The 18,411-nt window shown below is 69.4% G+C and carries 18 protein-coding genes; 10 read left to right on the top strand and 8 right to left on the bottom strand.

What is annotated here, in order from left to right:
• Positions 1-10: 10 nt before the first annotated feature.
• The gene (locus GXN78_RS21205) at positions 11-1,117 is read right to left on the bottom strand and encodes a M14 family metallopeptidase (RefSeq protein ID WP_106558724.1); all 1,107 of its coding nucleotides are present in this window, start codon (positions 1,115-1,117) and stop codon (positions 11-13) included.
• Positions 1,104-2,441, bottom strand: a complete 1,338-nt coding sequence (locus GXN78_RS21200; protein ID WP_106558697.1) for an MFS transporter — start codon at positions 2,439-2,441, stop codon at positions 1,104-1,106. Before GXN78_RS21200 ends, GXN78_RS21205 begins: the two co-directional genes overlap by 14 nt.
• A 176-nt stretch (positions 2,442-2,617) precedes the next feature.
• Here GXN78_RS21200 and GXN78_RS21195 point away from each other — a divergent pair, with 176 nt between their 5' ends.
• Complete coding sequence (locus tag GXN78_RS21195) at positions 2,618-3,310, top strand: alpha/beta hydrolase (RefSeq protein WP_275407606.1); 693 nt, start codon at positions 2,618-2,620, stop codon at positions 3,308-3,310.
• On the opposite strand, the gene GXN78_RS21190 is transcribed toward GXN78_RS21195, so the two are convergent.
• Entirely contained in the window at positions 3,273-4,523 is a 1,251-nt protein-coding gene (locus GXN78_RS21190; RefSeq protein WP_106558699.1) for a DUF2252 family protein, read from the bottom strand. The genes GXN78_RS21195 and GXN78_RS21190 overlap by 38 nt on opposite strands.
• Before the next feature lie 185 nt (positions 4,524-4,708).
• Here GXN78_RS21190 and gshA point away from each other — a divergent pair, with 185 nt between their 5' ends.
• Positions 4,709-6,286 carry a glutamate--cysteine ligase gene (gshA, locus tag GXN78_RS21185; RefSeq protein WP_106558700.1) on the top strand — a complete coding sequence of 526 codons (1,578 nt, stop codon included), beginning with the start codon at positions 4,709-4,711 and terminating at the stop codon, positions 6,284-6,286.
• Here the strand turns inward: gshA and GXN78_RS21180 are convergent.
• Positions 6,281-7,297, bottom strand: coding sequence for an ornithine cyclodeaminase (locus tag GXN78_RS21180; RefSeq protein WP_106558701.1), 1,017 nt, complete (start codon positions 7,295-7,297; stop codon positions 6,281-6,283). The two genes, gshA and GXN78_RS21180, sit on opposite strands and share 6 nt — an antisense overlap.
• A 145-nt stretch (positions 7,298-7,442) precedes the next feature.
• Here GXN78_RS21180 and GXN78_RS21175 point away from each other — a divergent pair, with 145 nt between their 5' ends.
• The 4 genes from GXN78_RS21175 to GXN78_RS21160 all read left to right on the top strand — a co-directional run bounded on the left by GXN78_RS21175 (position 7,443) and on the right by GXN78_RS21160 (position 9,738).
• The gene (locus GXN78_RS21175) at positions 7,443-7,820 is read left to right on the top strand and encodes a response regulator transcription factor (protein ID WP_106558702.1); all 378 of its coding nucleotides are present in this window, start codon (positions 7,443-7,445) and stop codon (positions 7,818-7,820) included.
• 100 nt (positions 7,821-7,920) lie between these two features.
• The gene (locus GXN78_RS21170) at positions 7,921-8,340 is read left to right on the top strand and encodes a nuclear transport factor 2 family protein (RefSeq protein WP_106558703.1); all 420 of its coding nucleotides are present in this window, start codon (positions 7,921-7,923) and stop codon (positions 8,338-8,340) included.
• Positions 8,330-8,803 (top strand): MerR family transcriptional regulator, encoded by a 474-nt coding sequence (locus tag GXN78_RS21165; RefSeq protein ID WP_106558704.1) that lies wholly within the window; start codon positions 8,330-8,332, stop codon positions 8,801-8,803. Before GXN78_RS21170 ends, GXN78_RS21165 begins: the two co-directional genes overlap by 11 nt.
• The gene (locus tag GXN78_RS21160) at positions 8,800-9,738 is read left to right on the top strand and encodes an aminotransferase class IV (protein WP_106558705.1); all 939 of its coding nucleotides are present in this window, start codon (positions 8,800-8,802) and stop codon (positions 9,736-9,738) included. Before GXN78_RS21165 ends, GXN78_RS21160 begins: the two co-directional genes overlap by 4 nt.
• 4 nt (positions 9,739-9,742) lie before the next feature.
• Here GXN78_RS21160 and GXN78_RS21155 read toward each other — a convergent pair whose 3' ends face one another.
• Positions 9,743-10,333 carry a cell envelope protein SmpA gene (locus tag GXN78_RS21155; protein WP_106558706.1) on the bottom strand — a complete coding sequence of 197 codons (591 nt, stop codon included), beginning with the start codon at positions 10,331-10,333 and terminating at the stop codon, positions 9,743-9,745.
• 82 nt (positions 10,334-10,415) lie between these two features.
• Complete coding sequence (locus GXN78_RS21150) at positions 10,416-11,597, bottom strand: acyltransferase family protein (RefSeq protein ID WP_106558707.1); 1,182 nt, start codon at positions 11,595-11,597, stop codon at positions 10,416-10,418.
• Between the two features lie 141 nt (positions 11,598-11,738).
• Here GXN78_RS21150 and GXN78_RS21145 point away from each other — a divergent pair, with 141 nt between their 5' ends.
• The 4 genes from GXN78_RS21145 to GXN78_RS21130 all read left to right on the top strand — a co-directional run bounded on the left by GXN78_RS21145 (position 11,739) and on the right by GXN78_RS21130 (position 15,248).
• Positions 11,739-12,629, top strand: a complete 891-nt coding sequence (locus GXN78_RS21145; RefSeq protein WP_106558708.1) for a LytTR family DNA-binding domain-containing protein — start codon at positions 11,739-11,741, stop codon at positions 12,627-12,629.
• A 60-nt stretch (positions 12,630-12,689) separates the two neighbouring features.
• A complete protein-coding gene (gene ylqF / locus GXN78_RS21140; protein ID WP_106558709.1) occupies positions 12,690-13,646 on the top strand; it encodes a ribosome biogenesis GTPase YlqF in 957 nt (318 codons plus the stop codon).
• A gap of 58 nt (positions 13,647-13,704) precedes the next feature.
• Complete coding sequence (locus GXN78_RS21135) at positions 13,705-14,874, top strand: Fic family protein (protein WP_164255612.1); 1,170 nt, start codon at positions 13,705-13,707, stop codon at positions 14,872-14,874.
• A gap of 86 nt (positions 14,875-14,960) precedes the next feature.
• Entirely contained in the window at positions 14,961-15,248 is a 288-nt protein-coding gene (locus GXN78_RS21130) for a putative quinol monooxygenase (RefSeq protein WP_164255609.1), read from the top strand.
• Positions 15,249-15,284: 36 nt separating this feature from the next.
• On the opposite strand, the gene GXN78_RS21125 is transcribed toward GXN78_RS21130, so the two are convergent.
• Both GXN78_RS21125 and GXN78_RS21120 read right to left on the bottom strand, forming a co-directional pair.
• The gene (locus GXN78_RS21125) at positions 15,285-16,700 is read right to left on the bottom strand and encodes a restriction endonuclease subunit S (RefSeq protein ID WP_164255608.1); all 1,416 of its coding nucleotides are present in this window, start codon (positions 16,698-16,700) and stop codon (positions 15,285-15,287) included.
• Positions 16,697-18,364 carry an N-6 DNA methylase gene (locus GXN78_RS21120; protein ID WP_106558712.1) on the bottom strand — a complete coding sequence of 556 codons (1,668 nt, stop codon included), beginning with the start codon at positions 18,362-18,364 and terminating at the stop codon, positions 16,697-16,699. Before GXN78_RS21120 ends, GXN78_RS21125 begins: the two co-directional genes overlap by 4 nt.
• Positions 18,365-18,411 lie beyond the last annotated feature (47 nt).

Raw genomic sequence — 18,411 nt, 5'->3', positions numbered from 1 at the left:
GCGGCGCGCCTCAAGCCGCGTGCTTCAGGCCCTGCAGGGTCTGCAGCAGCACCACCCGCGCCTGCCCCAGCACCATGCCTTTCCACTCGTCGTTGTCGCAGTAGAAGGCCTCGCGCAACTGCTGCCGGATGCCGAGCTTCAGCGCCTGCGGCGCCTCGGGATGGCTGCGCAGCCAGGTGTCGGCGCGCAGGCGCAGCAGCACTTCCTGGTCGGGCAGGGTGCCGAACTCCAGGCCCATCAGCGCCGCGCTGGCCTGCGTGCATTCGTCGTAGACGGCCGAGACCGCCGGCCCCGAGACGTCGGCCGAGGCCGACTGCCCGTCGAAGGGTGCGAACACGTCGGCCCCCCACCAGGCGCGCGCCTGCGCCAGGTCGGCCGGTGCGTTGCGGCCCGGGTAGATCTTCTCGCCGTGGCCATAGGGGCCGAGGCCGGTGTGGATGTCGATCCAGCCGATGTGCGTGGCGGCGGTGCCATGACGGCGCAGGATGCCGCGCATGGTGCGGTTGCTCCACGAGGGCGCGGTGCCGCCGTAGAACAGGCCGTGCGGCGAGCCGTACTGGCCGGCGGTGACCGCGGCGCGGAAGGCCCGCATGCCGTGCCGCTCGATGTAGGCGTTCATGGCCGCGTCGTCCTCGGTGCTGGGCGGCCACTGCGCCGGCAGCACCAGCGGCTCGACCTCGGCATAGCTCGCATTGACCGGCAGCGGCGCGCCGAAGTCGATGTGGTTGCGGTTCAGGTCGATGTTGTCCTCGTTGGTGCGGTGCAGGTGCGAGAAGCCGTGCGGATTGACCGCGTGCACCAGCAGCAGCCCGACCTGCGCCGCGGCCAAGCGCGCGAGCAGGTCCTCGTCGTGCAGGGTCGCGACCTGGCAGCCCGAGCCGCAGAAGCCCTCGGGGCCATGCGTGCCGGAGCTCACGATCAGCAGCTTCGCGGCGCCCGGCGTTCCGATGTAGGCGGTGTCGGTCGCCAGCGTCTCGCCCAGCGCGCCGCGGTGGGCCTCGAGCACGAAGGACTCGATGCGCGCGCTGCGCGCCTCGGCCGCTTCGAGGAACTTGCGGCGGGCCTCGGCGTAGGTGCCGGAGAAATGGCGGGTGGCGGCGCTGCTAGGCACGGGCAGTCCTTGCAGAGGGTTCGGCGTCCGGCTGGTGGGCCGCGGCATCGTCGATGTCGCGCCCGGTGAAGTCCTTGAGCCAGAGCAGGCCCAGCAGCGACACCAGCGTCATTCCCAGCAGGTACCAGGCCGGCGCCAGCTTGTTGCCGCTGGCGCCCACCAGCCAGGTGCTGACGAAGGGAGAGAAGCCGCCGAACAGCGCCACGCCCACGCTGTAGACCAGCGACATCCCGCTGGCGCGCACATGCTTGGGAAACATCTCGGGCAGCATGGTGATGGTGGGCACGGTCTGCACCACCAGCGCCGTGCTCAGCAGCCCGACCACGATGAACAGCACCGCTGCCGAGGGCGCGGCGTTGAGCCACCAGAACCCGGGATAGATGAGCAGCGCCATCGCGATGCGGCCCCATACGATCAGCGGCTTGCGCCCGACGCGGTCGGAGGCCAGGCCCACCAGCGGCGACAGCACGAAGGACAGCAGGCCCGTGAGCACGGCGCCGAACAGCGCCACCGTCGGCGGCAGGCCCAGCTCGCGCACCGCGTAGGTCGGTATGTAGAAAGTCACCACATAGGCCGCGGCCGTGCCGCCGAGCACGCTGAGGATGGCCGCCAGCACCGTCCTGCCGTGCTCGCCGCAGACCTCGGCGAGGCTGCTGCGCCGCGCGGCCGAGGCGGCGGGCGTGCCCGCGGTTTCCAGCGACTCGTGCAGGTGACGGCGGATGTACATGCCCACCGGCGCAATCAGCATGCCGATGAAGAAGGGCACGCGCCAGCCCCAGGCTTCCATGCCCTGCGGGCCGAGCGCCGCGGTCAGGCCGCCGGCCACCGCCGCACCGAGCAGGATGCCCAGGCCCTGGCTGGCGAACTGCCAGCTCGCCATGTAGCCGCGGTTGGCCGGCGTCGCGTGCTCGACCAGCAGGGTGGTGGAGGCGCCGACCTCGCCGCCGGCGGAGAAGCCCTGGATCAGCCGCGCCAGCACGATCAGGAGCGGCGCTGCGACGCCGATCTGCGCGTAGGTGGGCGCGAAGCCGATCATGGCGCAGCCCAGCGCCATCAGGAAGATGGTCAGCGTCATCGCCTTCTTGCGCCCCGCGCGGTCGGCGTAGGCGCCGATCACGATGCCGCCCAGCGGCCGCATGATGAAGCCGACCCCGAAGGTGCCCACCGTCAGCAGCAGCTGGCCGTAGCCGTCGAGCGTGGGGAAGAAGAGCTTGCCGATCACCAGCGCGAGAAAGCCGTAGATGGTGAAGTCGAAGAACTCCAGGCCGTTGCCGATGGTGGTGGCGACGATGGTCTTGCGCCGGCTCATGGGCGAGAGTTGCGAGGTCATCTGTTTCCTGTTGTTACTGGGGTGGCTGCCGCGCCGGGATGCTAGGCATTGGCCGTGCTCATGCAAAGACAATTAATTCAACGAAGTCGGTAACTATATGTTCTTGTGAAGCCCAACGCGCTCCTGAGCGGACCCTGCGCGCCGGGCTGCGCCGAGGCCGATGCGGCACACTCGGCATCTTCCAGGCAACTTCACCCACCCATGTCCCTCGCCCCATCGAAATCGAAACCGGCCCGAACCCCACCGCCACCATCCTGCTGATGCACGGCCTGGGCGCCGACGGCAATGACTTCGTGCCCATCGCCAACGAGCTCGACCTGTCGGCCGTCGGCGCGGTGCGCTTCGTGTTCCCCAACGCGCCGGTGATCCCGGTCACCATCAACGGCGGCTACCGCATGCCGGCCTGGTACGACATCGCCGCGGCCGATCTGGTCAAGCGCGAGGACGACGCCGGCCTGCGCCGCTCGCAGGCCTCGATCGAGGCGCTGATCGCCAACGAGAAGCAGCGCGGCATCGCCGCCGATCGCATCGTGATCGCCGGCTTTTCCCAGGGCTGCGCGATGGCGCTGCTGACCGGGCTGCGCCATGCCGAGCGGCTGGGCGGGATCGTCGGGCTCTCCGGCTACCTGCCGCTGGCGGCGACCACGGCCGCCGAGCGCCATGCGGCCAACCACAAGACGCCGATCTTCCTCGGCCACGGCACGCGCGACGGCGTGGTCCAGATCGAACGCGCCCGCGCTTCGCGCGATGCGCTGGCCGCGCTGGGCTACACCGTCGAATGGCACGAGTACCCGATGGAGCACTCGGTGTGCATGGAAGAAATCGCCGACCTCAACCGCTTTTTGCTTCGGGTTCTGGCCACAGCCTGAAGACGCCGTCGTCGTAGGCCTCGCGGTAGGTCTTCCAATCGGTTTCCACCTCCGCCGCGCAGGCGCGCGAGGCATCGAGCAGGGGCTGGCGCCAGCGCCGGTCGCTGGCATGGGCGATGAGCTCGTCGGCAATGGCCGAGCCCTGGCGGCCCGCGCTGCGCAGCTGACCCCAGGCCACCATGCGGCCCATGGTGCGCAGCACCTGCTCCATCGACTTCAGCGACTGCGCCGATCGGTCCAGCGTCACCCGGTCCTCGGAGGGCTGCAGGTGGCGCAGCACCAGGCTGCGCCCGTTCATGTGCAGCGGCTGCAGCAGGCCGGCCGACACCGCCTGCACGCGCTGCTGCAGCGCGATCGCACGCTCGGCCTCGCTGGGCCAGGCCGGCTGGGCCGTCGCCACGTGCGGCAGCAGCGAGGAGGCGCTCGTGCGCTTCAGGTCGAGCAGCGCATGGCTGCCGCCCGAGCCCTTGCCCTCGACCAGGATCACGTAGCGCTCCATGCCCAGGCTGCCGGTGCCGGCGACGCGCCGCGCCACGTCCAGCACCCGGTAGTAGCGAGGGTCCGGCTGGGTCTTGGCAAAGGCGCGCAGCAGCTGCTTCACCTGCTCGCGCTGCTCGTCGCTGACGGGCATGGGCTTCTTGTTCCTGCCCTTGTCGTCGGTGACAAGGCGGCGGACCTGCTTGCCGTCGATGCGTTTGAGCCGCGTGCGATCGGCGAGGAAGCGCGCGAGCTTGCGTTCGCGCAGCCCCTTCAGCAGCGTGCCGACCAGGCCCTTGGCCGTGTCGCGCTCGACCCAGCGCACCTCGCCCAGCGCCAGGGCCTCGGCATAGGCGTCGACGAAGCTCCGGCAAAGATGCTGCGCCTCGGGCTTGCGCAGCGAGATGCTGGCCGCGCCGACGCGCACGCTGGCGAGCAATCGCACCAGGTCCCACGCGGTGGGCGCGAGCGCGGCCTCGTCGAAGTCGTTGATGTCGAAGTAGACCAGCCCGTTGTCGCCCTTGAAGCTGCCGAAGTTCTCGAGATGCAGGTCGCCGCAGACCCAGCCGAGCGGCGAGGCGGGCAGGGCGCCCGGAGCCAGGGTTTCGTAGAAGCGGTGGCAGCTGCCGCGCAGGAAGACGAAGGCGTCCTTGCGCATGGCCTTGTACTTCTTCTGGAGGCGATCGGGGTCGCGCCCCGCATTGAACGACAGGACGCTCTGCACCACATCGACCATGGCTCTCTCCTCCTTGCCGGCGGCGTGCCGGCGCCGGCGCATGCTAGCAGGGGGCGCGCAGCAGGAAGCATTGGGTGTTCCCGGCTATAGCAGAAAGGCTGTTCCGGCGTTTAATACCGGGTGTCAGCAGGCTGTCTGCCGCCGTGCTACCTTCCGCCCCACAAAGATTCACGGGTCATAACGACATGAGCAAATTGCAGGAGCGCCTGGGAGCGCTGACACCCGCGCGCCTGAAGGGAGTCCGCCGAGGGATCGAGAAGGAGAGCCTGCGCGCCCAGCCCGACGGCAAGCTGGCGCTGACGCCGCATCCGGCCGCCCTCGGGTCGGCCCTGACCCACCCCCACATCACCACCGACTTCAGCGAATCGCAGCTGGAGCTCATCACCGGCGTGCATGCCGACGTCGAGGCCTGCCTCGCCGAGCTCACGCAGGTCCACCAGTTCACCTACCGCGTGCTGGCCGAGGCCGGCGACGAGCGGCTGTGGGTGTCGAGCATGCCCTGCGGCCTGCCGCCGGACGAGACCATCCCGATCGGCCGCTACGGCTCCTCGAACGTGGGCCGCGCCAAGAGCGTCTACCGCATGGGCCTGAGCCACCGCTACGGGCGGCGCATGCAGACCATCTCGGGCATCCACTACAACTGGTCGCTGCCGGAGGTGTCGAGCGAGCAGTACTTCGCGCTGATCCGCAACTTCCGCCGCCATGCCTTCCTGCTGCTCTACCTGTTCGGCGCTTCGCCGGCCGTGTGCTCGACCTTCGTGGCCGGCCGCGCGCACGAACTGAAGCCGCTGGGCGAGGGCAGCATGCACATGCCCCACGGCACCTCGCTGCGCATGGGACGACTGGGCTACCAGAGCGAGGCCCAGGCCTCGCTGGCCGTGAGCTACAACAGCCTCGACGGCTACGCCGCATCGCTGCAGGACGCGCTGACGCGGCCCTGGTCGGCTTACGAGACGATCGGCATCCAGAACCTGGGCGGCGAGTACAACCAGCTCGCCACCAGCCTGCTGCAGATCGAGAACGAGTTCTACGGCACGATCCGGCCCAAGCGCGTGATCTTCCCGGGCGAGCGGCCGCTGCATGCGCTGCGCGAGCGCGGCGTGGAGTACGTGGAGGTGCGGCTGATGGACCTCGACCCCTTCGAGCCCATCGGCATCAACGCCTCCACCATGCGCTTCCTGGATGTGTTCCTGCTGCACTGCCTGCTGGCCGACAGCCCGCCCGATACCCGCGACGAGATCGCCGAGCTGGCCCACAACCAGAACCTCACGGCCGCGCGCGGGCGCGAGCCGGGGCTGAAGCTGCTGCGCAGCGGCCGCGAGCAAGGGCTGACCGAATGGGGCGCCGAGCTGCTGGAGGCCTTCGGACCGATCGCCGACGCGCTCGATGCGGCCCATGGCGGGAGCCGCCACGCCGAGGCGATCCGCGCCGCCCGCAAGGCGCTGGCCGAGCCGGCCGGGCTGCCCTCGGCGCGGGTGCTCGAGGCGATGGCGCAATCGCACGACGATTCCTTCGTCGGCTTCGTGCGTGCGCGCTCCGAGGAGACGCGTGCCGCGCTGCTGGCCTTGCCCTTCAGCGCCGAGCAGCAGGCGCTGTTCGAGCGCGCGTCGCGGGACTCCGTCGAGGCGCAGAAGCAGATCGAGGCTGCCGACACCATGCCCTTCGAGCTCTACCGCGAGCAATACGTCTCGCCGGCGCGCCTGGGCTTCCGCAAGCACTGGATCGACGCGCCGCACATGGCCAGCCAGCCGGCGGCGCTATAAGAGGCGCAGCAGGTCCTTGGGGTCGCCGTCCGGCGGCGCCAGCGCGACGTCCTGCCCGAGGCCGTGCTCCATTGCGAGGCGGTGGACCAGGCGCAGCGCCGAGTAGTCCTCCAGCGCGAAGCCCACCGAGTCGAACACTGTGACCTCGACTTCGTCCTGCCGGCCGGGCTCCGCGCCCGCGAGCACGCGCCACAGCTCGACCACCGGGAAGTCGGCCGGCAACTGCTGGATTTCACCCTCGATGCGCGTCTGCGGCGCGTACTCGACGAACACGCGCGAGGCCTTCAGCACGTCCACGTGCAGCTCGGTCTTGCCGGGGCAGTCGCCGCCGACCGCGTTGATGTGCATGCCCGGCTCGATCATGTCGGGCGTGAGGATGGTCGCGCGCGCCTTGCGGGCGGTCAGCGTGCTCACGATGTCGGCGCCGCGCACGGCCTCGGCGATGCCGGCCGCGCGCTGCACGCGCAGCGCCGGATAGGCCGCCAGGTTGCGCTCCAGCTTGTCGGTGGCGGCCGGATCGAGGTCGTAGACCCGCAGATCGTCCACGCCCAGCAACGCGTGGAAGGCCAGGGCCTGGAACTCGGCCTGCGCGCCGTTGCCGATCAGCGCCATGCTGCGCACGCCCGGGCGGGCCACCGCCTGCGCCGCCAGCGCCGACATGGCGGCGGTGCGCAGCGCGGTGGTCAGCGTGAGCTCGGCAAGGAGCAGCGGGAAGCCGGTCTCCACCTCGGCCAGCACGCCGAAGGCCATCACCGTGGGCAGGCCGCGGGCCGTGTTGGCGGGGTGGCCGTTGACGTACTTGAACGCATAGTGCGTGGCGTCCGACACCGGCATCAGCTCGATCACCCCCAGCGGCGAATGGCTGGCCAGACGGGCCGACTTGTCGAAGTCGGGCCAGCGCAGGAAATCTTCGCGAAGGGTCTGGGCCAGCGTCTCGAGGAAGCGCGGCACTCCCATGGTTCGAACCAGGGCCGATAACGCCTGGATATCGACGAAACGTGTTGTTGCCATACCTGAGCAAAACCTTCGTATTAGTCAGGTAGGCCTTTGCCTACCCGCGTTGAACCCGATGACCCACCGGCCGCTGCCGGCTGCGGTTCATCATGACATCAAGCCAGAAAAAGCAGACGACAACTCTTTCGCTTCTCCGCCCGCCATGACTTTCAAGACCTACCTGGTTGAAGACAACCCCGTGATTCGGGAAAACCTCGTGGGCTTCCTGGAAGACATTGCGGACGCCACCGTGGTGGCGCACGCGGCCGGCGAGCGCGAGGCCGTGGACTGGCTGGCCCATCATCGCGACGGCTGGGACATGGCCATCGTCGATCTGTTCCTCGAGCAGGGCAATGGACTCGGCGTGGTCGATGCCGTGCGCCGGCGCAGCGCGCATCAGAAGGTGGTGGTGCTGAGCAACTACGCCACGCCCGATATGCGGGCGCGCTCCAAGGCGCTGGGCGCGGATGCCTTCTTCGACAAGTCGGCCGAGATCGAGCTGCTGCTCGACTATTGCGAGCGGCTGAGCCGCAGGAATTGAGCCGCACGGCGTTGAGTTCGCGGCGCGCTTGACCTAGAGTGCGCTCCAGCATTTCCAATGAATGAACCGGGTCGTCCGGTCCATCCAAAGGAAACATGCCATGAACGCCAGCGCCAATAGCAACAAGCAGATCGTCCAGCACATCCACGCCGAGCTCGCCCAGGGCAACGGCAGGCCTTTCATCGAGAGCCTGGCGGAGGACTTCCGCTGGATCATGAAGGGGCGCACCGCCTGGTCGGGCACCTACGAGGGCCGGCAGGTGGTGCAAGACCGGCTGCTCACGCCCCTGTACGCCCAGTTCGAGGGCCGTTACCGCAACACCGCCGAGTCCTTCATCGCCGAGGACGACCAGGTCGTCGTGCAATGCCGCGGCGAGGTGAGCACGAAATCCGGGCAGCGCTATGACAACGAGTACTGCTTCATCTACCGCCTGGCCGGCGGCAAGGTCGTGTCGCTGACGGAGTACCTCGACACTGCCTTGGTCGACGCCGTGCTGGAGGCGCCTGCGCGTGCCGGCTAGCCCCAGCCTGCGCATCGGCGAGCTGGCCGCGCGCACCGGCCGCAGCGTGCACGCCATCCGCTGGTACGAGGCCCAGGGCCTGGTGCCCGGCGTGGCGCGCGACGAGGGCGGCCGGCGCGTCTACGGCGAGCTGCATGTGGGCTGGCTGGACCTGATGGAGCGCCTGCGCGCCACCGGCATGTCGATCGCCGAGATGCGCGAGTACACCGTGCTGGTGATGCAGGGCAGCCGCAGCCTGCGCCAGCGCCGCGACCTGCTCGCCGCCCACCGGGAGCGCGTGAACGCGACCATCGCCGAGTCGAAGCGCGCGCTGACGCTGGTCGAGAAGAAGATCGACTTCTACGATGCCTGGATGCACACCGGGCAGCGGCCGCCGCTCATCCCCGCACAGACTCCGCGCGCGGTGCGCAAGCCCGCGCTGCCCGCGCCTTCGTCCGTCCGCAAGGCGGCGAAGCGCGCATGAAACCGAAGGAGCTCCAAGACGTGCCTGCCGATCCCAATCCACTGGCCGACGGCGTTGCCTATGTGCGCGGCGCCTATCTCCCGATCGCCGAGGCCGCGATCCCGATCACCGACTGGGGCTTCCTGCGCTCCGACGCCACCTACGACGTGGTCACGGTGTGGGAGGGCGCCTTCTTCCGGCTCGATGCGCACCTGGAGCGCTTCATGCGCAGCTGCGAGCGCTTCCGCCTCGACCCCGGCCTCGCGCCGGCGCAGATCGCCGAGGTGCTGGCCGAATGCGTGCGGCGCAGCGGCCTGCGCCGTTCTTATGTGGAGATGATCGTCACGCGCGGCCAGCCGCCCTGGGGCTCGCGCGACCCGCGCCAGGCGGTGAACCGCTTCTACGCCTTCGCGGTGCCCTTCGTCTGGATCGCCAACGAGGCGCAGCGCGAGCGCGGCCTGCACCTGAAGGTGAGCGCGGTGCAGCGCATTCCCGCGAGTTCGGTCGACCCGAAGGCCAAGAACTACCACTGGAACGACCTGACGATGGGGCTGCTCGGCGCGCTCGATGCCGGCGCCGACACGGTGGTCCTGAGCGATGCCGCAGGCCACGTGGTCGAAGGGCCCGGCTTCAACATCTTCTGCGTCAGGGACGGTGGGCTCGTGACGCCGGAGGAGGGCGTGCTCGAGGGCATCTCGCGTCGCACCGTGATCGAGATCGCCCGCTCGCTGGGCCTGCGGCTCGAACTGCGCGCGCTGCCGGCCGAGGAACTGCGCGGCGCCGACGAGGCCTTCCTCACCAGTTCGGGCGGCGGCGTGCTGCCGGTGACGCGGGTGGACGACCAGGTGCTCGGTACCGGCCGGCCCGGGCCGGTCACGCAGCAGCTGCTCGCCACTTACTGGGACTGGCACCGCGATCCCGCGTACAGCCAGCCCATCGACTACGGCAGCCGCTGAGCCGTCAGGGCAGCGAGACGCGCGTGAGCACGGCCGGGTCGGCCACCACCTTGTCGACCACGCCGGCGGTGCCGAACACCACCTGGTATTCCGCCCAGGTGTCGAGCCAGTAGCGCCACACGGGCGCATCCAGCTTCGGGTTCTCGCTGCTGATGGGGTAGCCCAGCGCCATCAGCACCTGCTCGCGCGTCATGCCGGGCGTCACCTTCATGGCGGCGATGGCTGCGCGCGTCTTTTCAGGGTAGCCGGCCAGCTTGATCTTCGGGTCCTCGGCCACGACGTAGCGCTGCCCGAACGGAATGCTGGGGAGGTCGCGGCTGTAGTCGTTCTTGAGCCGCTGCGGGCGGCCGCCGACGTCCAAGTCGACCCAGCGAAAGTCGTAGCCCGTGATGCGTGCGCGCGTGCCCACGGCCACGATGCTCATGCCCTGCTCGTCGTAGTTGATGTCGCTGATCTGCTTGCCGTAGCTGCGCATGTTGCAGCACAGGTAGCCGTCGGTCATGGGACCTTGCGCCGGCGCAGGGCGCTGGGCATGGGCGGCGGACAGGGGAAGGGTGGCTGCCAGGACGGCGGCCAGGGCGAAGCGCTGGAACATCGGGACTTTCTCTTTGGTTGTTGTCGGGCGCTGCGGGCCGTGCGGCGCGCAGCGCGGGGATTCTAGGGGGCTTGTTACATGTTCAGCGCGCTACAAAGTCTCGAAATCGGCGCGGATCTTCGGGTTGCGGTGCGCCTCGCGGCTTGAGCCCGAACAGGGGGCGCAGCCAGCCGATGCGGCGGATCAGCCCGTCCGTGAGAATCCAGCAGCCTCCCACCGTGAAGGCGACCAGCAGCACAGGCTCCAGCACCGGGCCCAGCCGCCAGGGCGCGAGCAGCACGGCGCCGGCCACGATCAGAGTCTGGTGCAGCATGTACCAGGGGTAGACCGACTCGTTGGCCCAGTGCAGCCAGGGCCAGGGACGGTCCAGATAGCGGCGGGCGAAGCCCAGGATGGCGGCGATCGCCGTCCACAGGTAGAAGGCGCGCAGGCCGCGCAGCAGCCAGGCCTCGGCGCCCGCCGCGCGCAGCGGCAGGTAGGCGGCCACGAAGCCGACCGCCAGCGCCAGTGCCCAGCCGCGCAGGCGCTCCAGTTCGCGCCACAGGCCGGCATCGATGCCCATCCAGTAGCCGTAGAGGAAGACCGTGAAATAGAGCGGGTGCAGGTAGCCGTCGTGGAGCAGGTCGTGGGTGGCCGGGAAGCGCGGCGCCAGCGTCAGCGCGTACAGCAGCAGCGGCAGGGCCGGCAGTACCAGCAGCCGCCAGCGCCGCAAGCCGGTGAAGGCGGCGCGCAGCCGCTGCCCGGCGGCCGAGCCCAGCAAGGGCTGCAGCAGCGCCACCAGCGCGGTGTAGAAGAAGAGGTAGGGCAGGTACCACAGGTGGTTCCAGGTCATGCCGAAGTCCGAGCCGGCGAAGGCGCCCTTCGGCCAGGGGCCCATCGCCAGGTAGCGCAGCATGAAGTCGACGAAGCCGGGCGTCACCAGGCCGCGGGCCAGCGCCTCGGCATAGGCCTGGTAGGGCACCACCACCGTCATGCCGAAGACCAGCGGCAGCATCAGGCGCAGCGCGCGCTGCCGGATCAGGGCCAACGGGTCCCGGCCGCGGAACAGGAAGCCCAGCGCCACGCCCGAGACCAGGAACACCAGGTCCATGCGCCAGATGTTCACCACCTGCATGGGCGTCTGCAGCCAGGCTGCCGCATACGGGCTCTTGAGGTGCCAGGGCCAGGCGGCCACGTAGTACATGCCCACGTGGTAGAGGATCAGCAGGCCGAAGGCCAGCGCGCGCAGCGCATCGATGTCGTGGCGTCGGGATTCGGGGGTCATGGTGGCTCCAGGTGTTCGAAGGCAGCCATGCTGGGCGCGGCCCGTGCCTCGAGGGGCCCCGAAGTGACGATCCGCCGGGCTCTTGGGACGAACGGCGGCCCGCGGGGACGAATCCGGGCCCGGATTCAGGAGAATGCCGCCATGCCCGCGACCCCCGGCCAGACCCCGAAGAACCTGTTCGAGCGCTACCAGCCCTACCGCCGGCGCGCCGAAGTCGCCTTCTGGGTGCTGTTGATGGCGTTGCAAGCCGCCTTCAACTGCGTGGTCGCGGTGATCGACGCCGATCGCGCCGGCCGGGCGCTGCCGACCTGGCAGCCGGTGACCTGGGAGCTGTCCAGCCACCTGGTGCTGCTGGCGCTGGTGCCGGCCGTGGTCGCCTTCGAGCGCCGTTTTCCGCTCGGCTTTGCCGGCTTCGCCCGCAACCTGCCCTGGCACCTGGTGGGCAGCGTGGTCTTCAGCCTGCTGCATGTGGCGGGAATGGTGGTGTTGCGCCAGGCCGTCTATGCCTGGGCCGGCGGCCGCTACGACTTCGGCGGGGCCGAGCAGTGGGTGTACGAATACCTCAAGGACGTGCGTGTCTACGCGCTGTTCCTGATCTCGATCCTGAGCTACCGCCTCTTCATGCTGCGGCTGCAGGGCGAGGCACGCGTGCTCGATCCGCCGGAGGAGCCCGCCGGCACCGCACTGCCCGCGCCGGAGCAGCCGCCGCCGGCGCGGCCCGAGCGCTTTCTTGTGCGCAAGCTGCGGCGCGAATTCCTGATTGCCGCCAGCGATATCGACTGGCTGCAGGCCCAGGGCAACTACGTCGGCCTGCGGGTGAAGGGCCACGATTACCTGCTGCGCGCCACATTGACCGACTTCCTCGCGCAGCTCGACCCGGCGCGCTATGCCCGCGTGCATCGCAGCTATGCGGCCAACCTGGACCGCGTGGCCGAGATCGAGCCGTTGGACGGCGGCGATGCGCGCCTGCTGATGCAGGACGGCACCCGCATCCCCTGCAGCCGGCGCTACCGCGACGCGCTGCGCGCCTGAGAGGGGGCGAGCGGCGACAATCGCCGGCTCCCCCGATCCCGAGCAAGAAAGAAGTCCCCGATGGCCATCCAGTGGTTCCCCGGCCACATGCACCTGACCCGGAAGGCCATCGCCGAGCGCATCGCCGAGATCGACGTGGTCATCGAGCTGCTCGACGCGCGCCTGCCCGGCTCCAGCGCCAACCCGATGCTGGCCGAGCTGACCGGCCACAAGCCGGGCCTCAAGGTGCTCAACAAGCAGGATCTGGCCGACCCCGGGCGCACCGCGCTCTGGCTGGCCCACTACAACGCGCAGCCTGCCACCCGCGCCATCGGCCTCGATGCCAGCCAGACAGCGCCGGCGCGCCAGCTGATCGAGGCCTGCCGCCAGTTGGCGCCGCAGCGCGGCGGCAGCATGGCCAAGCCGATGCGCGTGCTGATCTGCGGCATCCCCAACGTCGGCAAGTCCACGCTAATCAACACCCTGGTCGGCACCCGCAAGGCGAAGACCGGCGACGAGGCCGGTGTCACCAAGCTGGAGCAGCGCATCGTGCTGGCCGACGGCTTCTACCTTTGGGACACGCCCGGCATGCTGTGGCCGCGCATCATCGTGGCGCAGAGCGGCTACAACCTGGCGGCCAGCGGCGCCATCGGCCGCAACGCCTTCGACGAGGAGCTGGTGGCGCTGGAGTTGCTGGGGTATCTGAAGCGGCACTACGCGGGGCTGCTCGAGGCCCGCTTCAAGCTCGACGCGGTCGCCGGCCTCGGCGATGAGGAAGTGCTCGAGGCCATCGGCCGCCAGCGCGGCGCCCTGCTGGGCAAGGGCCGCGTGAACCTGCAGAAGGCCGCCGAGATCGTGATGAACGAGTTCCGCAGCGCCAGCCTGGGGCGGATCACGCTGGAGACGCCGGAGGAGTTCGGGCAATGGCTGGCGGCGGGGCAGTTGCTGGATGCGGAGCGGCAGGCGAAGAAGGAGGCGCGAGGGCGAGGGAAGAAGCGCGCACCGGGTCGCGAGGAGGCGCCGCCCGACGCGGCCTAAACGCGGCTACTGGGCGGAAGCGAAAAGCGATGAATTGCGCTTCAAATGTGAAGCGCAAATGGCTAAGATGCGCTTCATGTGGATCTGGCAAAGCGCCGATTGGCCCCATTTCAAGTTCGACGCTCAGGCGCTGCAGCCCGCTCTGGCATCTGCGCGCGTGGCGCAGGGCCGCATGCTCGGCATGGCGAGCGGGCTGCAACTGGTCGATCTCGGCGAGTTGCAACTCACGGAATGGGCGCTGGAAGCCGTGGCCACAGCGCAGATCGAGGGCGAGTTGCTCCAGATCAATTCGGTGCGCGCATCGGCCGCGCGCCGCCTCGGCCTTACCCAGAGCAGCCGCGCGCGCCCGACGCAGCGTGAGCCCCGCGCCGAGGCCACACTGGACGTGATCGAGGCTGCGATGGCGCAATGGCCGGGGCCGCTCGCGGCATCCAGTCTCTTCGACTGGCACGCTGCGCTGTTCCCGAATGGCCGCAGCGGCATCACCCGCATCGTGACCGGCGCGTACCGGACGCACCCCGAACCCATGCAGATCGTGACGCCCAGGCTGGGCAAGCCCGACACCGTGCACTACGAGGCACCGCCTTCCCGGGACGTCCCGTCGCAAATGCAAGCGTTGATCGACTGGTTCAACGACGACAAGGTGCGCTCGGGCATCGACGGTATCGTGCGCGCAGCCGTGGCGCACCTGTGGTTCGAAACCATTCACCCCTTCGAGGACGGCAACGGCCGCATCGGCAGGGCACTGAGCGACCTGGCGCTGGCCCAGGACATGCGCAGCAGCCAGCGCCTGTTCAGCCTATCGCAGCAGATCTGGCTGGATCGCCAGGGGTACTACGCGCAGCTGCAGACTGGGAGCCGCGGTCCCGGCATGGATGTGACGCCCTGGGTCCAATGGTTCGCGGCGCGCGTCGAGCAGGCCTGTCTCGCCACCCTGGACCAGATGCAGACGGCGGCGCGCAAGAGCGCCTTCTGGCTCGAACTCCAGGCCACTCATCCCGAGCTGACGCCCAGCCAGCGCAAGGTGCTGAACAAGCTCTTCGATGCCCAGCCCCAGGGATTTGCGGGCGGCATGAGCACCGAGAAATACACGGCGATCACCTGCGTGTCGCGTGCGACCGCCTATCGGGAGCTCACGCAGCTTGCCGAGGCCGGTTTGCTGGAGCGAAGCGGACAGGGGCGTGGCACGCGTTATGCGCTGGTGCCTTTGAACTCGAACCGCATCTGAGGCGATCGCACCGGGAAACTCCGGGCCACGTGGCCGCGGCGCCGGGTCAAGATGTGCCTCAACAACAATTCCGGGTGGAGCCTCCCATGCACTACGTCCTCGCACGCATCACCGTCAAACCCGAGGTCGCCGAGCTCGCGAAAGGCATCCTCGTCGAGCTGGCGTCCAAGTCGCGGCAGGACGCCGGCTGCATGGGCTACGAGCTGTTCCAGCAGACCGGAGCTCCGCACATCTTTCAGACCGTGGAGCAGTGGAAGGACAGGGCCGATGCCGAGGCGCACATGCAGAGCCTGCATGTCGGCGCGGCGATCGCCGCGGCGAGCCCGCTTCTGGCGGGCGCGCCTGAAATCGTGGCGTACAGCCGGCTTCTCTAGAGCGGGGCGGCAGCTACGACTAGAGCGGGGCGGCAGCTACGATTCGTAGGCGCGCGCCAGCAGCGCCTCGAAGATGGCTTTCGCACGGATCAGCGCGGCGTCCTGCTGCTGCGCGACCACATGCAGCCCAGCCACCCGGTGCGCAAAAGCCTCCTGAAGGTCCGCCGACGGCACCATCACCCGCAGCGTGCGCAGCCGCTCCTTGGAAATGTTGGGCATCGAGGCAGCGGTCCCGCTGGCCAGCAGCTTCAAGCCCCTGCGCACGGCCGGCGCCCGCAGCATCGCCCACAGGTAGAGCGGATGCACCCCCGCGTCGGGACGCTGGCGCAGCCGGAAGATCAGGTCGGGCAGCAGGATCCGGCCGCGGGTCTCCCACACGTAGGCCGGCGTGCCGACCAGTTCCATCGTGTTCTTGCGGCTGATCAGCAGGTCGCCGGCCCGCACCTCGTTGCGCGTGTCCGGCACTTCGGTCGCGGGCAGGGTCTTGTGGTCGGACTCGTCGTAGAGCGCGTTCTTCAGCGCGCTCAAGCGCAGCACGCCCCATTCGTTCTCGGTCTTCGGCCGGTCGTGGCAGCGCGGGCTCTTGCCGCTGTCGATGCCGTCGAGCAGCTCGCCCAGCTTCACCACCGGCCAGCCCATCGGATTGCTCGCCGGGTCGCCGAACCAGTCGGCCAGCAGGCCCGGGGCCACCAGCTCGGTGAGCGCGCGCGACCGGCGCTGCAGGCGCACCATGCCGTCGGAACAGCCGAGCATCTCGACCACGCGGCGCTGATGGGCCAGCTCGGGCACCGGAATGGCAGCGCCGGCCATGTGCGCGGCCGGCACGCGCTGCTGGCCGGCGGTGCCGGTGAAGCTGCGCCGCGCTGCGTTGCGGAAGCGCTTCTGGCGCAGGAAGTAGTAGATCCACTCGGGCAGCACGGCCTCGCGAGCGCGCAGCACGTGGAACTCGGTGGAGCCGAAGCCGCGGCCGCCGGCCAGGTCGCGCGCGAGGGCCACCTTGCCGTTCTCCATGCAGGGCGAAATCTTCGCGAACAGCACGTCGCCCTCGGCGAAAGGGGTGTAGCCCCTTCTCACCTCGGCAAAGGGCCGCGTCAGGCGCTGGGCGATGTCGGCGTTGATCTCGCTCACCGCGGCCATCGGGACGAAGGCGACCTCGCTGTCCTCCTGCAGGCCGTGGTCCTTCGGCAGCCTGGGATTGATCTCGCAGACTTCGCCCAGCGTGGCCTTGCGGGCTGGAGGGTTCGCCGGAAAAGGCTCCAAATTGCGCGCGGAAGTGCGAGCGTCTTCGGGCGGGCATGCGGTGCTCGCGGGAGCACCTTCGCCTTCGCCTTCGCCTTCGCCTTCGGCTGCGGCTGCGGCTGCGGCTGCGGCTGCGGCTGCGGCTGCGGCTGCGGCTGCGGCTGCGGCTGCGGCTGCGGCGAGCGCGTCTTCGGGGGGCAGGGCATCACTCATGGGTCCATCTCCGCAAGCAGCGCGCGCAGCGTCTCGATTTCCTTCTCGATCTCCGACTCGATCGCAGCCAGCTCGTCCAGGAGTTCGCGCGGATCCTGGTGCTGGATCTGCGAGGCACTCATCGGCCGATAGCGGCTGGCCGAGAGGCTGAGGTCGTTCGCGCGCAGCGCCGCGGCGTCGGCGAACCACCATTTCTCGTGCCACTCGGCCTCCGGATCGCGCGCTTGCCAGCGGGCCCAGGCCGCCTCGCGGCCGATGAAGGCCTGCGCCAGCGCGGGCAGGTCGTCGGACTCGGTGGGCGTGTCGTGGTTGGCATCCAGCCGGTAGCCGTCGTCCTCGACGTGCAGGAACTGCACGCGCTGCGTGCGGCCGCCGCGGCGGAAGAAGAGCACCGAGGTCTTCACGCCCGAGTAGGGCTGGAACACCCCCCCGGGCAGGCTCATCACGGCCTCGACGCAATGCTGGTTGATCAGCTGGCTGCGCAGCTCGCGGTGCGCCAGCGTGGCGCCGAAGAGCACGCCCTCGGGCACCACCACCGCGGCCCGGCCGTCGGGACGCAGGCTGTCGAGCATGTACTTGAGGAACAGCAGCTCGGTGGCGCTGGTGCTGCCGAGCTTCACCTCGTCGACGATGCGATCCTTGTCGATGCGGCCGGAGAAAGGCGGATTCGCGAGCACCACGTGGAAGCCTTCGCCGGGCAGGCCCAGCCGCGTCTTGACCTTCTCGTCGAGGAGGGTCGTGAGCACGTTGCGCTGCAGGATGCGCACATGGCCCAGGCCGCGCAGCGTGAGGTTCATGGTGGCCAGCCGCACCATCTTCGGGTCGACGTCGTTGCCGAAGAAGCTGCCGCGCTGCAGGGTGGCGAGCTGCGCTTCGGTGAGCTGGTCGCCCAGGCCGCGGCGGTGCGTCTTGCCCTCGAGCTCTGCTTCCACGATGCTTTCCGGCGAGGAGTGCGCGAGCCGCATGTGGTTGTAGGCCGCCACCAGGAAGCCCGCGGTGCCGGCGGCCGGGTCGTAGACGGTCTCGCCCACCTTCGGATCGATCATCTCGACGATGGCGCGGATCACGTGGCGCGGCGTGCGGAACTGGCCCAGCTCGCCGGCCTGCTTCATCTGGCGCAGCACGTGCTCGAACAGGTCGCCCTTGGTGTCGGCATCGGCCTGGTCAAGGCGCAGGTCACCGACCAGGCGGATGACCTGCGTCAGCACCGTCGGCTCGTCGATGCCCAGGCGGGCGCCGCGCATGAAATCGTGAGCCGAGGCCTCGCCGATCTCGGCAAAGAAGGGGAAGACCTCGTCGCGCACGAAGCGCACCAGCACCTCACCCGACAGCGCCTCGGCCCACCAGGACCAGCGGAAGCGGTCGCGTGGGATGCAAGGCTGACCGGTGTGCAGCACGGTCATCGGCAGCACGCCTTCGCGCACGGCCGGCACCTGGGCGTTGGCGGGATTGCGCAGCTCCCATTCGCCGTCGAACAGGCTGCGGAACGGGACGTCGAGTGCCCGTGCGCGCGCGCAGGCTTCGGCGTCGATGCCCTGGACCAGGTAGAAGAAGAACAGGAAGCAGAGCTGTTCGGTGTTGCCGACGGGATCCGGGTAGCCGCCACCAAAGAGATAGTCGCGAATCTGGTCGATCGACCGTCGCATGTCGGCAGTCAGGGGCATGAGGGGAGGGGGCTCGAAATAATTTTGCTTGGGTCGCGAGTCTACGA

The sequence above is a fragment of the Variovorax sp. WS11 genome, assembly GCF_010499245.1.
In the GTDB taxonomy this organism is placed as follows: domain Bacteria; phylum Pseudomonadota; class Gammaproteobacteria; order Burkholderiales; family Burkholderiaceae_C; genus Variovorax.
The sequence above is the reverse complement of the archived record's forward strand: the minus strand, read 5'-3'. Positions and strand labels throughout refer to the sequence as shown.